General features: G+C 33.1%; 15 protein-coding genes and 1 riboswitch. Of the genes, 1 reads left to right on the top strand and 14 read right to left on the bottom strand.

Annotation, left to right across the window (positions count from 1 at the left end; all coding sequences use genetic code 11):
• Window positions 1-83: 83 nt before the first annotated feature.
• The 13 genes from CHB81_RS25480 to CHB81_RS25540 form a co-directional block, all read right to left on the bottom strand.
• Window positions 84-494, bottom strand: coding sequence for an Rrf2 family transcriptional regulator (locus CHB81_RS25480; RefSeq protein ID WP_089354631.1), 411 nt, complete (start codon window positions 492-494; stop codon window positions 84-86).
• Between the two features lie 149 nt (window positions 495-643).
• Window positions 644-1,147 (bottom strand): RDD family protein, encoded by a 504-nt coding sequence (locus tag CHB81_RS25485; protein WP_089354632.1) that lies wholly within the window; start codon window positions 1,145-1,147, stop codon window positions 644-646.
• Between the two features lie 128 nt (window positions 1,148-1,275).
• Window positions 1,276-1,806, bottom strand: a complete 531-nt coding sequence (locus CHB81_RS25490; protein WP_089354633.1) for a hypothetical protein — start codon at window positions 1,804-1,806, stop codon at window positions 1,276-1,278.
• Window positions 1,807-1,869: 63 nt separating this feature from the next.
• Window positions 1,870-3,042, bottom strand: coding sequence for a PLP-dependent aspartate aminotransferase family protein (locus tag CHB81_RS25495; RefSeq protein WP_089354643.1), 1,173 nt, complete (start codon window positions 3,040-3,042; stop codon window positions 1,870-1,872).
• 133 nt (window positions 3,043-3,175) lie between these two features.
• A complete protein-coding gene (locus CHB81_RS25500) occupies window positions 3,176-3,601 on the bottom strand; it encodes an OsmC family protein (RefSeq protein ID WP_089354644.1) in 426 nt (141 codons plus the stop codon).
• A gap of 17 nt (window positions 3,602-3,618) precedes the next feature.
• Window positions 3,619-4,254 (bottom strand): LysE family translocator, encoded by a 636-nt coding sequence (locus CHB81_RS25505; protein WP_089354634.1) that lies wholly within the window; start codon window positions 4,252-4,254, stop codon window positions 3,619-3,621.
• Window positions 4,255-4,258: 4 nt separating this feature from the next.
• Window positions 4,259-6,673, bottom strand: coding sequence for a bifunctional aspartate kinase/homoserine dehydrogenase I (gene thrA, locus CHB81_RS25510; RefSeq protein WP_089354635.1), 2,415 nt, complete (start codon window positions 6,671-6,673; stop codon window positions 4,259-4,261).
• Window position 6,674: 1 nt separating this feature from the next.
• Window positions 6,675-7,664 (bottom strand): alpha/beta fold hydrolase, encoded by a 990-nt coding sequence (locus tag CHB81_RS25515; protein WP_089354636.1) that lies wholly within the window; start codon window positions 7,662-7,664, stop codon window positions 6,675-6,677.
• A 72-nt stretch (window positions 7,665-7,736) separates the two neighbouring features.
• A riboswitch (SAM riboswitch) is annotated at window positions 7,737-7,845 on the bottom strand.
• Between the two features lie 187 nt (window positions 7,846-8,032).
• A complete protein-coding gene (locus CHB81_RS25520) occupies window positions 8,033-8,236 on the bottom strand; it encodes a hypothetical protein (RefSeq protein ID WP_089354637.1) in 204 nt (67 codons plus the stop codon).
• 614 nt (window positions 8,237-8,850) lie between these two features.
• Window positions 8,851-9,939 (bottom strand): aspartate kinase, encoded by a 1,089-nt coding sequence (locus tag CHB81_RS25525; protein ID WP_089354638.1) that lies wholly within the window; start codon window positions 9,937-9,939, stop codon window positions 8,851-8,853.
• Between the two features lie 222 nt (window positions 9,940-10,161).
• A complete protein-coding gene (locus CHB81_RS25530) occupies window positions 10,162-11,466 on the bottom strand; it encodes an O-acetylhomoserine aminocarboxypropyltransferase/cysteine synthase family protein (protein WP_089354639.1) in 1,305 nt (434 codons plus the stop codon).
• Between the two features lie 67 nt (window positions 11,467-11,533).
• Window positions 11,534-11,722, bottom strand: a complete 189-nt coding sequence (locus CHB81_RS25535; protein WP_089354640.1) for a hypothetical protein — start codon at window positions 11,720-11,722, stop codon at window positions 11,534-11,536.
• Window positions 11,723-12,098: 376 nt separating this feature from the next.
• Window positions 12,099-14,945, bottom strand: coding sequence for a TonB-dependent siderophore receptor (locus CHB81_RS25540; RefSeq protein ID WP_089354641.1), 2,847 nt, complete (start codon window positions 14,943-14,945; stop codon window positions 12,099-12,101).
• 535 nt (window positions 14,946-15,480) lie between these two features.
• Between CHB81_RS25540 and metK the strand changes: the two genes are divergently transcribed.
• Entirely contained in the window at window positions 15,481-16,731 is a 1,251-nt protein-coding gene (metK, locus tag CHB81_RS25545) for a methionine adenosyltransferase (protein WP_089354642.1), read from the top strand.
• Window positions 16,732-16,794: 63 nt separating this feature from the next.
• Here the strand turns inward: metK and CHB81_RS25550 are convergent.
• Window positions 16,795-17,092: integrase core domain-containing protein (locus CHB81_RS25550; protein ID WP_141130446.1), on the bottom strand; the 298-nt coding region annotated here is incomplete at its 5' end.

The following is a 17,092-nucleotide window of genomic DNA, read 5'->3' on the forward strand; positions in this document are numbered from 1 at the left end:
AGCATCCCCTTTGAAAACATAAAAAGACCATTTCGATAAGATTATTGAAATGGTCTTTTTATGTTTATTAAGAACAGAATTGTTTAAAATGCAATATCTGCCAATGAGTTACTTTCAAGTATTTTAAGTGTATTATCTCTAACCTCAGTCATTAAACGTCTTGCTGCGCAGGTTGTTTCGTCATCGCAATCATCACATTTTTCATAAAAGTTATGACTCGCACAAGGTAACAAAGCTATTGGACCTTCAAGGATACGATATACTTTTGCCATACTGATATCTTTTGGATCTTTTATCAGATAATAACCTCCGCCTTTTCCTTTTTTTGCACCAAGAAAACCGGAGTTTCTGAGTAATAACAGAATACTTTCTAAGAACTTAATTGAAATATGTTCACTTTTAGCAATTTCAGCAATTTGTACAGGTTCGTTATTTTCGCGTCTTGCTAAATATGTAAGGGCTTTAATTCCGTATTTTGTTTTCTTTGAAAGCACGTTTTATAGATTTTAGAGTGTAGAGTGCTAATTTTAGATTTCTGATCTAAAATAACAATCTTCATATTTTTCTACTACAAAAATAGTTTTTTTGAACGAGAAAAATAAGAGAATCCATAACTAAGTTCTACTAAATTAGTATAGTTTAATTAATTTGTATCGTTTACACCAATTAAACTAAATTCTTTGAATATTTTTATTTCTTCGTCCAGAGCTTTTTTATTCACAACATAAGTATCCGAAATAGAATCATGCCACCCTCTGGAACCTCCCAAATAAGTAAAAGCATCAAAAGGGATATAACGGCACAAGCTTCTTTTAAAAATAGTTCCAAAACTAGGTTTTTCTCCATTTTCATCCACAACAATAGTTCCTGTAATAAACTTACCAATTGTTCTTCCAAATAATCCTTCCATCAAAGTATAGTAGATTATTGAAACTGAGATAGCAATAATATTCCAGCCAAGATCACCTAGACCATTAATCCATACACCAATCTCGGTCATCCCAAATAATGCGGAGAGAATACCAATTATAATTCCGATTCCAATTAGGATAATTACAAAAGAGACAAGGTCAATAATATAATTTAAAAAACGTGTTCCGGTCGACGCTAATAATTTATCGTCTAAAACGTAAGTAGAATTGCTCATGTAGATTTAGTTTAATTGTGAATATTTTTTTTTGATTCATCACTAACAAAAATATATTTTTTACTGAGACAATCACCAAAAAGAATGACGATTTTTAACAGTAATAAATTTACAGTCAAAAATCGTCATTACAATAAAGTTTTTAAAATATCATTGCAAATTAAGGACATGTTCTTTTCAATCAAATACAATTGATGATCATGGTTCTTAAGAATTTCATTTTCTAAATTCAAATCCAAAAACCATTGTAAGTTAGGTTTGTTTGGATCTTTTTTGCCAAAATACAGTTTCACTTTACAATTTGGAGATTCCGTTTCATATCGCAATCGAGTTGACGAAACAGCAAATAAATGAGATGTTTCTAAAGCCTTTAAAGCTGCTTTCCAAGCAATAGTCCCTCCGATACTAAATCCCAGAATTACCACTTTACCGCTTTCTAATCTCAGTAAATTTTCTACTGCTTTATCAATTCCGCCATTAAGGAATTGATTATGAATTTCCGTTTCTGTAAGATCAAAAACATCAATACCAGCAAGTTCAGGAGTATTATAATACTGGATATCAAATTTAGATTGTAATAAATCCATGTAGCTTTTCACCCACTCCGAATCTTTCCCTCCAAATAAATCCGATAAAATAAGCAATCTTGGTTTTACCATATTATAAAGATAAGATTTTAGATATCAGATCAAAATCTAATATCTAAAATCAGAAATCTAAAATTATGCAAGCGCTTGCTTCAAATCAGCAATTACATCTTCTATCGTTTCTAGACCTACAGAAACACGTACCAAACCTTGCGTAATTCCAACAGCTAATTGATCTTCTTCAGACAATTTACTATGCGTTGTAGAAGCCGGATGCGTAACAATTGTTCTTGTATCACCAATATTTGCTGATAATGAACAAAGTTGTATCGCATTCAGGAATTTTCTTCCTGCTTCAATTCCACCTTTAATTTCGAATGCAATAATATTACCGCCTGCTTTCATTTGCTTCTTTGCAATTTCGTACTGCGGATGCGATTTCAAGAACGGATATTTCACACTATTTACATTTGGATGACTTTCTAAAAACTCAGCCACTTTTAAAGCATTTTCACAATGTCTGTCAACACGAACGGCCAATGTTTCTAAACTTTTCGATAAAACCCAAGCATTAAATGGTGATAAAGCCGGACCTGTATTTCTTGAAAATAAATAAATTTGTCTGATTAAATCTTCACTTCCAACTGTAACCCCACCTAAAACTCTTCCTTGTCCGTCAATTAATTTAGTCGCAGAATGTATTACCAAATGTGCTCCAAATTTTATTGGCTGTTGCAAATAAGGTGTCGCAAAACAGTTGTCGATAATTAAAATCAGATTGTGTTTTTTGGCAATATCTCCCAATAATTGCAAATCAATTACATCCACACCAGGATTTGTTGGCGATTCTGCGTATAATATTTTTGTATTAGGTTTAATAAAACCCTCAATTGTTTCCGGCTTATTGATATCAAAATACGAAGTTTCGATATTCCATTTTGGAAAATAAGTCATGAACAAAGCATGTGTCGAACCAAAAACACTGCTGGCAGAAACAATGTGATCTCCTGAATTTAGCAAAGCTGCAAAAGTTGAATAAACAGCTGCCATTCCCGTTGCAAAAGCGTAACCAGCTTCAGCGCCTTCCATTTTGCAAATTTTATCTACAAATTCAGTAGTATTTGGGTTGCTAAAACGGCTATATATATTTCTTTCTTTTTCCTCTGTAAAAGAAGCTCTCATATCTTCGGCATCTTCAAATACAAAGCTTGAAGATAAGTATAATGGCACCGAATGCTCTAAATACTGAGTTCTTTCTAATTGTGTTCTTATGGCTTGAGTTTCAAAACCAAATTCTTGTTCGCTCATTGTGTTTGTTTTTCTTGTTTCAGGTTTCAAGTTTTCACTATACGCAAAACCAAAATTTAAAACCCAAAGTGGGTCATTATTTAATAGTCCACTTAAAAATTATCTAATTCTCTAATTGACTAATTTTCTAATTCTATAATGCTTCGTTGTTCAATACAACTTTATATTTTATTGTAGCTGTTGGTTCAATTGTTTTAGAAACTGAGCAGTATTTCTCGAAAGAAAGCTGCGCTGCTTTTTTTGCTTTTTCAGGATTAACATCTCCTTCCAGATAAAAAACCACATTGATTTCTTTAAAAGGTTTTGCTTCTCCAACTTGAACACGTTCTCCTTCTACCTCAGCATTAAAAGATGTTATTTCCTGACGTTGTTTCTTCAAAATCGAAATCATATCAATAGCACTGCATCCCGCAACTCCCATCAATACTAATTCCATTGGACTTGCACCTAAATCGCTTCCGCCAAATTCGGCTCTGCTATCAACATCAACTACATGACCTCTTTCATTTTTGAGTTTAAAATGAAACGCGTCGTTTACTCTGTTTAAGGTTACTTTCATTTTTTTTGTTTTTTGTTTTATTTTGCTTTCGAAAAAGCCATTTTTATTGCCATTGAGGTCAAAACTCCGGCCATAAACCATTTTTGAATTTTTAACCATGTTGGTTTTGTCGCAAAGAATACTGCAATTTTTGATGCCGTTAATACAATTATAAAATTTACAGTAAAACTAATTGTTACCTGAGTAATTCCTAATTGTAAACTTTGCATCATAATTGAGCCGTATTCCGGTTTTATAAACTGAGGAAAAAACGACAAATAAAATACTGCAATTTTTGGATTTAAAACACTTGTTAAAAAACCAACACCAAACAGTTTACGAGGTCTGTCGATCGTTAAATTATCATTTACTTCAAACATATTTTTACCATTTGGCTTAATTGCCTGAAAAGCCAAATACAAAAGATAGACAACTCCCAATGTTTTCAGAATTGAATACGCAAAAGGAACAGCAAATAAAAGCGCCGTTATTCCAAACGACACTAAAACGATATGAAATAAAATTCCGGAAACTATTCCTGCCAGTGAAATTATTCCCGCCTTTTTCCCTTGTGTAATTGACCTGGAAATCAAATAAATCATATTTGGCCCTGGACTAATCACAAGAAAAAATGCTGCTAAAATAAATCCTATAAGTTCATTAAATGGTACCATATTTTTATCCTTTATCTGATAATCTTAAAATATCTCCAAAAACTCCTCTCGCAGTTACTGCAGAACCTGCACCGGCTCCTTGAATTACGATTGGACGATCTCCGTAAGATTCTGTATAAATTTCGAAGAAAGAATCAGATCCTTTCAATCCGCCTAAAGCTGTATCTGAAGGTACTGAAACTAATTTTACTTCGAGAACTCCTTTGTCATTTTGCAAATCTCCAGACAATTCACCAATGTATCTCAATACGTGATTTGGCTTTTGATCGGCTTTGATTTTCTCATAAATTGGGTCGAATTCTTTTAATTTTGTCAAGAAATCAGAAACATTTCCTTCACGTAAATGTTCCGGAATTAGATTCTGAATTGAGATTTCTTCAAACTCATTTTGTAAATCTAATTCTCTTGCCAAGATCAATAATTTTCTTCCCACATCATTTCCGCATAAATCCTCACGCGGGTCTGGTTCTGTGTATCCGTTATCAATTGCTTCTTTCAAAATTTCACTAAACGGAACATCTTTCGCCGAAAAATTATTAAATAAATAGCTCAATGTTCCCGAGAAAACTCCTTTTATTTTCGTGATATTCTCACCCGAAAGGTGCAATAATTTAATCGTGTCAATTAATGGTAAACCTGCACCAACATTGGTTTCATACAAATAATTCTTTTGGTTTTCTGCCAAAGCTTTTCTCAATTCTTTATAGAAACCATAACTTAATGTATTGGCAACTTTATTTGATGAAATCAAATCAAAACTGCTTTCAACCAGCGAAATATAATTTTCTACAAAAGCTGCACTTGCCGTGTTGTCAATCGCAATTAAGTTTTCTAAATGATGCTGATTGGCGTAAGCAATAATATCCTGAATTGTATATGCAAGACCTTCTTTTTCAATATCTGTTTTCCAGTTTGAAGTTACGCCATTTTTATTTAAAAGTAATTTTTTAGAATTGGCAATTGCAAAAACATTCAATCGAACATCTTTTCTTTTTTCGATCGCTGCTGTAGATTCTAAAATCTGATTGATTAAAGTTCCACCTACTAAACCGTGACCGATAATTGCGATATTGATTTTTTTAGAAACTCCAAAAATCTCTCCGTGAATTACATTTAATGCTTTATTAAGTTCCGATTTTTTAACTACCAAACTCACGTTTTTACCCGTAACGGTATTGTTAAACAATATTGGAACAATTTTATTTTTAATTAATGCTGTGTAAGGTTTATGAAAAGTACTCAAATCCTGACCAATAATCGAAATTACCGATACATTATCTGTTACGGTGATTTGGTTTACGTCTTTAGAATAAAAGTCGTTTTCAAACTCTTTTTCCAACTCAACCATTGCCAATGTAGCTTTATCAGTCGCTACAACAAGCCCAATTCCTCTTTCTGAAGAACCTTGCGAAATAATACTTACACTGATATTGTGATCTCCCATTACTTTAAAAATTCGGGCATCTACACCTGATTTTCCAAGTAATCCGCGACCTTCAAGATTTACTAACGAAACATTTTCTAAAACAGAAAGTGTTTTGATTCCTTCTTTTGTAGAATCTGAAGTAATTAAAGTTCCGCGGTTTTCGTGATTAAAAGTATTTAAAATACGAAGTGGGATATTTTTTTCTAATAAAGGAATAATAGTTTTGGCATGCAAAATTGTTGCACCAAAATTAGCCAATTCATTTGCTTCATTAAACGAAAGGAATTCGATTTTTTTAGCATCCGCAACCAAATCAGGATTTGCTGTATAAATTCCGTCAACGTGCGTGAAATTTTGTAATTCTTCAGCATTCAAATAATTAGCAATCAATGATGCTGTATAATTACTTCCGTTTCTACCCAAAGTTGTCGTATCGTTGTTATTGTTTGAACCAATAAAACCTGTTACGATATTTACTGTTGAGCCGTTATGTTCTTTGAAATAATTGACAACATTTTTCTTAGAAAGCTGCTCCAAAGGTTGTGCATCTCCAAATTTAGAATCGGTTTTTAGCAATTCTCTTGAATCAACAAAGTTTGCCGGAATTCCGTTTTCTTTTAAAATTGCCGTCAATAATTTAGCCGAAAGCAATTCTCCTTTAGACAAAATCTGATCTTTGATTTTATTACTGTAATCACCAATTAAACTAACTCCTTCAAAAAGTTTCTCTAAAATGGTGAACTCTTCAGATAAATCAACCTGAGGATAATCTGAAACCTGATAGATTTTAAAGTTTTCGAATAATGGTTTGTAATCCCCGTTTTTAGCAGCGATTTTTAAAATATATTCTAATTCATCTGTAGCATTTCCGCGAGCCGAAACTACAACGGCGATATTTTCGCCTTGATTTACTTTATCAGAAATGATTGAAACTACCTTATTAAGTCCTTCTCCGTTTGATAACGATTTACCTCCAAATTTTAATACTTTCATTTTATTTTTCTATTGTTTCTGCCTTAAAAATATCGGCAAGTAAATGATCTAATTGTTTGTACTCGATTAAAAAAGCGTCATGTCCGTGAACAGAATCTATTTCGCTGTAAAAAACATTGTCTTTGAACTTTTTTAATTCTTGAAAAGTTTCCCGATTTTCTTTTGGTGTAAAAAACAAATCCGAATTGATTCCGATAATATGAATCGCTGCATTTGTTCTGGACATTAAAGTTTCAAAATCGTCACTGTTTCTGGTAATATCTATGGTTTTAAGCAATTGATTCATCAATTTATATGATGACAATTGATATCTCTTTTGTAATTTTTCGCCGTGATGCGCCAACCAGCTTTCTATATTAAAAATAGGCAGCTTGGTATTTACAGTACGTTGAAATTTTTCTTTGAATGATTCAGGAGATCTGTAACACAACATTGCATGAATTCTGGCATCTTCTATAGGTCTTGAAGAATTGTTCAGGATTTGCTCTTGCAAGTAGCAATTAGCAATCATCCAGTCTGTCGATTTCCAATCTGTAGCAATCGGAATTAAGTTTTGGGTGATGTTTGGTTCTAAAGCAAGAATTTCCCAAGCGATTCCTCCACCAACAGAACCACCAATAATAGCATGTAACTGACTAATATTCAAAGCTTCTAAACCTTTTATAAAAATTCGGGCAACATCTCTGGTTGTAAAATCCAGATAGTTTTCGATTATAAACGAATCATTTCCGTTTCCGGGAACGTCAAAAGCCAGAATAGTATATTTGTGTGTATCGATTGTTTTTTCGTCGCCAATTAAATCATTCCACCAACCATTCTCTCCGGTTACCTCAGCGTTTCCTGTCAATGCGTGATTGACCAAAACAATAGGCGCGCTATGCAATGGCAAACCAGAAAGTGTAAAACTTAACGGTAATGACGGATATGATGCACCACTTTCTGTGATGAATTCCTGAATTATGATGGGACTTGGTATATTTTCCAATTTCAAATCTTTTTATTATTGATTTGTATGTGGAAATATTAGAAAGAAAGTACTAGAGTGAAACTAGAAAAATTCTTGTTGTTATCTTTCCACGTTTGGGCGTGGTAGAATGCAGCACCTTCTTCGATTTAACGAAGGGTTGCTAAGGATTCATCGGGTCTAATCCCTCGTCCTTTCTTTATAACATTTCAATACGTTTTTGAACTTAAAGGTGCAAATTAACTACTTATTTCTTAAACTAACAAATTTTATCGAAACTGATTCCGCAATTTCTTAAACATAATTCAACCAAAAACTATTATACGCAAAAAATTACCGAACAATTTGCCCAGTAAAATTAAGCAGGTTTCCCTTATTTTATAGCACTCTTTGATTTAGATAAAAAGTGTTTCATTTTCTTTTGAATACATCAAAAACAATAATGAGTTTGGCTCTTTTTTCTCCGTTACTTTATCCGTTTCCGTGATTCCGAATCTTGGATGTACCAATTCATTTATTGGCGGCGGCGGATTATTTCTTTTAGCTCTTAAGTTTCTCAATGTTGAAAAAGTTTTTGTTAAGTAGTTTAATGTGCTCATGATATTTACGTTTATGTTAGTTTGCATTTTATAATCTTTACTATTTCTTTAATTCTTTGTTATGGTAACCAAATGGAATAAAAAAACCCTTTTGGGTTTTTAATACCAAAAGGGTTTAAGTTTTTAACAACTTATATATACTTTTAGTATCAACAGACGCGTACACAAATACGTGCGACATTAAACATCTTGTTCATCTGTAGGGACTTATTCATCTGTGACTTATTTGCTGCTATTTTAAAAAATTCTTGCATTTGTTTAATTTTATAAGCTTTTCGAAACTATTGAAATACTTTTCACTTGTTCTTCTTTATAAGAACCAATAAAAAATAAAGTTTTTAACTTTTGCTCCGATTGCCATAACTATATTTAGAATACTAAATCTATTTCTTAGGTTATTTGGAGGTGTTACAAATGTGCGAATATTTTTTCAATTACACAAGTGAGGATCAACAAATTAATCTTAAAAAACGTTAAAAAACATCAATTTAACGTTAAAAAACATCTTACAAAATTGACTTTTACTAAAATGAACGGTAAAACCTACAAAAAATATGTTACGAACTTTCCTGTTTCAAAATATCAAAGAACAACTAACTACTATTAAAAACCACTTACAACCAAACTGCTTCTTTGTTTTTAATTTTTTCAGCCACTTTCAAAATGTCAGTAATTACTCCTCTTGAAATAGCTTGTTTACATGCCGATGCACTCTGAATTACTATTGGAACATCTGCATAAGATTGGGTATAAATTTCAAAAATAGTATCAGATCCCTTCAATTGACCAATGGCTGACGAAATGGGTTCTGAAACTAACTTGACTTCTAAAGTATTTTTCTCCACATTAAATTCTCCTACATACCTTAATACATGATTATCCGCTTGTGTGATTTTTGCAATTTTGAACGATTTGTCGACCGCTTCCTTATTAAGGATGCCGTTTTGCTCTAAATGTTCTTCTCTAATGAGCGAATTGATTTTTATATCTGATAATTCAAAATCCTTCCCGATTTCTCTCGTCAAAATCAATAGTTTTCTGGCCGTATCATTTCCGGACAAATCCTCTTTAAAAGTCGAACGCATTAATCCGAGTAGACTCGCATCTTTTAAAAGCGAAGAAAAAGTAGCTTCTTCTGTTGCAAATCGGTTAAAAACATAACTCAGATTGTCCGAAAAGACACCACGAATCTTTGTGATTTTTTCACCTGAATAATACAAGTCCCGTAAAGTCTGTAAAACCGGAAAACCGGTATCAACCGATGTTTCATACAAAAACTCTTTGTCGTACTTCTTAAGATTTGTTCTAATCTCTTTATATAAATCGATTGGTAATGTGTTGGCTTTTTTATTTACCGCCACAATATTAAATCCGTTTTCGATCAACGTATTATAATGATGAATTAGTTCGTCACTTGCCGTAGCATCTACCGCAATTAGATTTTCAAATTCATTTACTTTGGCAAATTCAATAATATCCTGCACTTTAAAAGGAACTGCCAATTGCAGAAAATTGGTTTCCCAGGCATATCCAACGCCTTCTTTCTCAAAAAAAGCTACTGTTGAATTGGTGATAATCGGAAAATGAAAATCGACATTTTTACTTTCGAGAAAAAACTCCTGACTTTCTATAATTTGATTGATCAAAGTACTCCCGATATTTCCAATTCCAAAAAGGATGATATTTATTTTAAGCTTTGACATAATTTCTAATTTATTGGGGTTTGATTAAACCATATTAAGTGATATAAGTTCATTTAATATTGTCAACTTATAATTTGGACACACTGCTGTGCGTCTCTACAAAATGAACTTATATCACTTATATAGTAATAAACTTTTATAATGATTTGCTTTTTATAAAAAATCACCTCTAGCAGAACTCACACTGCTAAAGGCAATTTTTCAAACAAAAAACAAAAAAACCTAATTTTTATTAATGCTGTATTGCGATTGAGTTACGCTTGTGAAAACGGTTTGCAAATCAGCTATTAAATCTTCGATATCTTCAATTCCAACCGAAAGTCGGATTAAATCTTTTGAAACTCCTGTTTCTAATTGGTCCGCATCAGACAATTGTTGGTGTGTTGTACTTGCCGGATGAATAATTAATGATTTTGTATCACCAATATTTGCCAAAAGTGAGAACAGTTTAGTTTCGTCAACTACTTTTTTGGCCGCTTCAAAACCACCTTTTAGTCCAAAAGTGATTACACCACTTTGTCCTTTTGGTAAATATTGTTGCGCTAAATCGTAGTATTTATTGTTTTTAAGACCTGGATAATTTACCCAAACTACCTCATCTTGTTTCTCTAACCATTCGGCCAGAGCCAAAGCATTTTCGCTATGTTTCTTAATTCGGATTGGTAAAGTCTCTAATCCCTGAATGATTTGAAAAGCATTAAACGGACTCAAAGCTGCACCAAAATCGCGTAATCCTTCAATTCTTGCTTTTGCAATAAAAGCGGCATTTCCCAGAGCTTCGTGATATACTAATCCGTGATATCCTGCTGAAGGTTCTGTAAATTCAGGGAATTTTCCGTTAGACCAGTCAAAATTTCCGGCATCTATAATGGCACCTCCTAATGAAGTTCCGTTTCCGGAGATATATTTAGTCAAGGAGTGAATCACGATATTTGCTCCGTATTCGATTGGGTTTAATAAATAAGGAGTAGCTACTGTATTGTCTACAATAAAAGGTACTTTGAAGTTTTTGGCTTCTGCCGAAATTCCTTTCAGATCCAATACATCAAGTTTTGGATTTCCTAAAGATTCTACAAAAAAGGCTCTTGTATTTTCTTTAGCCGCTTTTGTGAAATTTTCCGGTTTAGACGGATCTACAAAAGTCGTTGTGATTCCTAAACGTGGCAAAGTTACATTTAGCAAATTATAAGTTCCACCATACAAACTATTTGAAGCCACAATATGATCGCCCGCTTTTAGCAAAGTCAAAAATGTTGTCGAAATTGCTGACGCTCCAGATGCTGTAACAACTGCTCCAATTCCGCCTTCAAGCGCTGCAAGCCGTTGTTCTAAAACATCATTTGTTGGATTATTTAATCGGGTGTAAATAAATCCGGCTTCGGCTAGACCAAATAAATTGGCAGCGTGATCTGAATTATTAAATACATATGATGATGTCTGGTAAATAGGTACGGCTCTGGTTCCTGCATTTTTAGTAACATCGTGTCCTGCGTGTAGTGCGTTTGTTGCAAATTTTTGTGTGCTCATGATCTTAGTTTTTTAGGTATTATTAATACTATTATATATTGTTATTGATTTTTAAAATTGAAATGTTTTATATAAAAAGGTCTTCTTCTTCGAGATTGTACATTTGAAACAACAAAGATTTTTGACCTTTTATATATAATTCCGGATTATACTTTAAAGTTTCACTTGTTAGTTCTTCCGAGTTTTCATTATTTTTTTGAGAATCTGTTCTCAATAAGTACTGAAATGCGATTGTGTTTATATCTAATGTTTTCATGATTTAAAATTTAAAATGTTGAAATAAAAAAGCCCTTTCGGATGGCTACCAAAAGGGCTTATAGTTCTAACTATAACAAAGATTTACTCTTTCACTTTTGGCAACAGCGATTTGGGATGCACATTTGCATCATCCCACAACATATCATCATATTATTCGCTATTGTTTTCATTTTCATTTATTTTAAATTAATTCACTTTATTAACTCGACTAATTTGATAGAGTAAATATAGAAACTATTTTTAGAACTACCAAATCAAAAAATAACATTTAACATTTAAATATTTTCTTACAGCGAAATTGCTGGTAATTTTCATTAAAAAAATCTGTGTTAATCCGTTTGATCCGTATAATCTGTGGCTAATATTTCAAAATTTTAGAATTTAAAACTCAATCGGGCAAAACCAAATCTTCCGTTTAATCCAAATTGTGATACTGCTCTGGAATAAGCAAACTGATTTGCGTTGCTTAAATCTGTACTTGGCACAGGAGACAATGTTGGCGTTGTATTAGTAAATGCAGGAGTTGCAGGATTATTTCTGTCCGGATAAACATCTCCTATATTATTAAATCCAAGTGTGAATCTGAATTTCTCATTGATTTGATATCCGAAAGATAAATCGGTTACAATTTTTGCACTGTATTCCGGATGTTCGTAAACAGAAGCTGATCCGTCTAAGTTTACATCTGTCGCTCCCGGATCTGTAACTGCTCCAAAATAGCTGTTTCTTAAATAGATATCCAGTTTTTTAATACTGAATGTTGTCATTAAATTAGCTTTCAATTTCGGAATTGCTTCTTCTAAATAAATTCTGCTTGATTCCGGGAAAAACGAATATTTATAAGGTTCTCCACCAGCATCTATAATAGATTGAGGAACATTTAAATCTCCTACTCTTTTTGTTTCATTATAACTTAAAGCAAGATCATTTCTGATCACAAAATCAGGGATAACATCATATTTTTGAGAAATTACTACGTCAATACCTTTAGTTTCAGAGTTGATTCCGTTAGTCCAGAACGAAGCTCTTTCAACACCTTTTAAATCAAATGCTTGTTGAAACAATGTCAATGCCTCTTTTTGTGCCGGTGAAGTTGCTGCATCTATTTGCGTATCTGTTGGCCTTGCATATTGTCCGGTTAATACCACTCTGTCGTCGATTCTTGTAAAATAAGCATCTGTTGCAATTGTAATATTAGCCTCAGGAATTTTGAATGTAAATCCTGTACTGATACTTTTAGATTTTTCAGGTTTCAGGTTTTCAACTCCAATGCTTTTTGCTGCCTGAGAATCATTTGTAAAATAACCAACCTGATATGGAGAACCATTTATAAACTGAGTTGAACTCGTCTCAAAATATTTTTGTTGTAATGATGGCGCTCTAAAACCAGTTTGTCCCGAAATTCTCCAATTGATATTGTCTGTCAATTTTAAAAGAGACGCTAATTTAAAGGTAACTGTACTTCCAAAATCAGAATAATTTTCATAACGCGCTGCTCCGTTTATAAGCCATTTTTCGGTAGCATTTAATTCTAAATCGATATATGCGGCACCACTTTTTCTATCTTTTTCTTTTGCATCCGATGGTTGGAAACCTGAGAAACCTTGCGCTCCCGCTCCACGTTTATTTCCGAAAAAATCTGTAACAATTAATGGTGAATTGCTTGGCAAAATTCCCGATACCAGATTTCCGTTGATATCATACAATCCATAAGACGCTTCATCTCCCGCTTTGATTTGGTAATTTTCATATCTAAATTCTCCACCAAAAGCAACATTCAATCCACTTAAAACATCATATTTTTTAGTCAAATCTAAATTAGTTGTACTTTGCAAAAACGAAACTCTACCTGCATAAAAACTAGAAGGCGAGTTGGTTCCTAAAGTTGCATTAATAGTATTGTTTACATCATATTTAAAGGAGTTTCTACCAAGGTTTGTACTAATATCGGTATCAAAACCAAATAATTGAGTTGTAAGCCCTACTGCAGATGAAAAATCCAGAATATCAGGTTCTATTTCTGGTAAAAATCCATTTTGGTACACTTGCGTGAAAGTTCCGGAACCATTTGGCAATCTGTTAAAAGCGTAAGATTTACCATTTCTATACGAAAGTCCACCAAAAGAATATAAAGATGTAATATCACTTAAAGGATATTTTAAATTATAATAAGCTTGTCCTGAAGCCAATTCTGACTGACCAACACTCATATTATAATCACTTCTTTCCTGACCTCTGTATGCCAATTCATTATTAGTGGCATCAAACCCCAAAGCTGCTTGCATTTGAGTAATAGTTGTAGCTGATGAAATTGCCGTTTGCTGTGCCGTCGTAAAATAATTCACTTGGGGTGCATATTGTTTCAACGAACTAAGAATTTGCGCTGAGTTTGCAGTGTTGTTAATATTACTAAACAACGAGTTTATATAAACCCCATCCTGAGCCGCTCTGTTTTCTACCGCATTGTAGGCATTAAAAATTCCATTACTTCTAATTCCTGCTCTGCTTGTTGCCTGTCTGGTAGTGGCACTTGCCGTAACATTCAGGAAACTTCCGGCTTTACCTAATGAAGTTCCGTAATTTAAGTCTACGTGTAGTTGTTGACCATCGGCTCCACCTTTAAAATTATTAGATCCCGAAGATAAATTTGTACCATATTGAATACCTCCTGAAATAAAATTAGCATTCTTTTTCAATACAATATTGATAACTCCCGCAATAGCATCTGAACCATATTGTGCCGCAGCTCCATCACGCAAAACTTCGATTCTTTCGATAGCGAATGACGGAATTGCGTTTAAATCTGTTCCAACAGATCCTCTTCCGGGAGAACCGTTAATGTTTACTAATGCACTTGTATGTCTGCGTTTACCGTTTACCAAAATCAAAACCTGATCTGGTCCCAAACCTCGTAATTGCGCCGGATCTACGTGATCTGTTGCATCTGCCGTAGAAGTTGCATTACTGGTAAAAGAGGGTGCAACATAATTTAAAATCTGTGTTACGCTGGTTTGTGGCGAGCCTTTTGTTATTTCAGATATATTAAAAACATCAACTGGAACGGGTACATCTGCTTTTACTCTGTTTTTACTTCTTGACCCAACTATTGTCACTTCAGACAATTCATTATTCTTTAAGCTGTCTTGTTCTTTTTTATTTTCCTGTGCATAAATGCCTGAAATTGTCAAAAGACCTAAAGCTATTACTAGATTTTTTTTCATTACTTCTTTTTGGTATTTATTATTATTTTGGGTTAAAGATGATTTACAATTTGTTTTCTTTTTGGAAATAAAAAAACCCCTGCGGTTTGGCAGAGGTTTCTATATATATTTTTCAAAAAAAAAACTACAATAGCATCTCTGCGGAAGGCTCCGGCATCTTACAAGACATATTGCAAATTGTTGATTTCATTTTTTCTTTGTTTTTGATGGTGCAAATTTGCAAACTATTTTTTAATCGACCAAACAAAAACAGAAATAATTTCCATTACCCTATCAAAATAGTATATTATGTTAAATTTATAGTTATAAAATCAAAAAAATCAAAAGTTTAATTTGCAAATCAAAATGGTTTTATACCTTTGCACCCGAATACAGAGGAAAAATTTGAACTGATTGCAACCTCTTCATAATGAAACGGTTCGTTATGAATACTGAAAGATTGATTTCGGTAGTAAAAAATGCTAAAGCAGGAATTCTCCTTTAGCCCTTTTTAGCAATTATTTTTTCTCACTTAATTTTAATTTAATAAATTATTATGGCTTATTTATTTACGTCAGAATCTGTTAGTGAAGGGCATCCAGACAAAGTTGCAGATCAAATTTCGGATGCATTAATTGATAACTTTTTGGCATTTGACGCTGACTCAAAAGTAGCTTGTGAGACTCTGGTTACAACAGGTCAGGTAATTTTAGCAGGTGAAGTAAAATCGAATACCTATCTTGATGTGCAGCAAATTGCTCGCGAAGTAATCCGTAAAATTGGATATACTAAAAGCGAATATATGTTTGAGGCAAATTCTTGTGGAATTCTTTCGGCAATTCACGAACAATCTGCTGATATTAATCAAGGTGTTGACAGAGCTAAGCCAGAAGAGCAAGGTGCTGGAGACCAAGGAATGATGTTTGGTTACGCAACTAACGAAACTGAAAACTACATGCCATTGGCACTTGATTTATCTCATAAATTATTACAAGAGTTAGCAATTTTAAGACGTGAAAACAAGGAAATCACTTATTTACGTCCTGATGCAAAATCGCAAGTAACTTTAGAATATAGCGATGATAATAAGCCAACTCGTATTGATGCGATTGTAATCTCGACTCAACACGATGATTTTGATGAAGAAGCTACAATGTTAGCTAAAATCAAAAAAGATATTATCGAAATTTTGATTCCTAGAATCATTGCTAAAAATCCTGCTCACGCACATTTATTCAATGATAAAATCAACTACCATATTAACCCAACAGGAAAATTCGTTATTGGAGGACCTCACGGAGATACTGGTTTAACAGGAAGAAAAATCATCGTTGATACTTACGGTGGAAAAGGTGCTCACGGTGGTGGTGCATTCTCTGGAAAAGATCCAAGTAAAGTAGATAGAAGTGCTGCTTATGCTACACGTCATATCGCTAAAAACTTAGTTGCTGCTGGTGTTGCTGACGAAATCTTAGTACAGGTTTCTTACGCTATTGGAGTTGCTGAGCCAATGGGTATTTTTATCGATACTTACGGAACTTCTAAAGTAAACTTAACAAACGGTGAAATCGCTAAAAAAGTAGAAGCTATCTTTGATATGCGTCCTTACTTTATCGAGCAACGTTTGAAATTAAGAAACCCAATTTATAGCGAAACTGCTGCTTACGGACACATGGGACGTAAACCAGAAGTTGTAACTAAAACTTTCTCTGCTCCAGGCGGACATACAAAAACAGTTACTGTTGAGTTATTTACTTGGGAGAAACTTGATTTTGTAGACAAAGTAAAAGCAGAATTTGGATTGTAATTCAATCTAAAACTTTGTCTCGTCCTAAAAAAACGACACTGATTATTAGATAAAAATAATTAATTAAACAGTTGCAAGAACGTTCTTGCAACTGTTTTTGTTTTTATAGGTTCTTATTTGGATTTGATTTTGACAATGCATTTGATTTGGTGTTAGCATATGATTAGAATAATGTGGTCTTTGTTCATTGTAAATATTGATCGATTCTTTTATAATTTGTTTTGTAATTTTTATTTTTTGATGATATTTATCGATCATAAATTCTTGTTTTAAAATTCCATTAATTCTTTCTGCTACGGCATTTTCATACGGGTCTGAGTTTTGGGTCATACTGCATAAGACTTTATTTTTGATTAGTTCT

Source organism: Flavobacterium sp. ov086 (assembly GCF_900187965.1).
GTDB lineage: Bacteria > Bacteroidota > Bacteroidia > Flavobacteriales > Flavobacteriaceae > Flavobacterium.

Coding starts and splice junctions, on each gene's coding strand:
- CHB81_RS25485 (WP_089354632.1), bottom strand. CDS start 1,147: ATGAGCAATTCTACTTACGTTTTAGACGATAAATTATTAGCGTCGACC.
- CHB81_RS25490 (WP_089354633.1), bottom strand. CDS start 1,806: ATGGTAAAACCAAGATTGCTTATTTTATCGGATTTATTTGGAGGGAAA.
- CHB81_RS25495 (WP_089354643.1), bottom strand. CDS start 3,042: ATGAGCGAACAAGAATTTGGTTTTGAAACTCAAGCCATAAGAACACAA.
- CHB81_RS25500 (WP_089354644.1), bottom strand. CDS start 3,601: ATGAAAGTAACCTTAAACAGAGTAAACGACGCGTTTCATTTTAAACTC.
- CHB81_RS25505 (WP_089354634.1), bottom strand. CDS start 4,254: ATGGTACCATTTAATGAACTTATAGGATTTATTTTAGCAGCATTTTTT.
- thrA (WP_089354635.1), bottom strand. CDS start 6,673: ATGAAAGTATTAAAATTTGGAGGTAAATCGTTATCAAACGGAGAAGGA.
- CHB81_RS25520 (WP_089354637.1), bottom strand. CDS start 8,236: ATGAGCACATTAAACTACTTAACAAAAACTTTTTCAACATTGAGAAAC.
- CHB81_RS25525 (WP_089354638.1), bottom strand. CDS start 9,939: ATGTCAAAGCTTAAAATAAATATCATCCTTTTTGGAATTGGAAATATC.
- CHB81_RS25530 (WP_089354639.1), bottom strand. CDS start 11,466: ATGAGCACACAAAAATTTGCAACAAACGCACTACACGCAGGACACGAT.
- CHB81_RS25535 (WP_089354640.1), bottom strand. CDS start 11,722: ATGAAAACATTAGATATAAACACAATCGCATTTCAGTACTTATTGAGA.
- CHB81_RS25540 (WP_089354641.1), bottom strand. CDS start 14,945: ATGAAAAAAAATCTAGTAATAGCTTTAGGTCTTTTGACAATTTCAGGC.
- metK (WP_089354642.1), top strand. CDS start 15,481: ATGGCTTATTTATTTACGTCAGAATCTGTTAGTGAAGGGCATCCAGAC.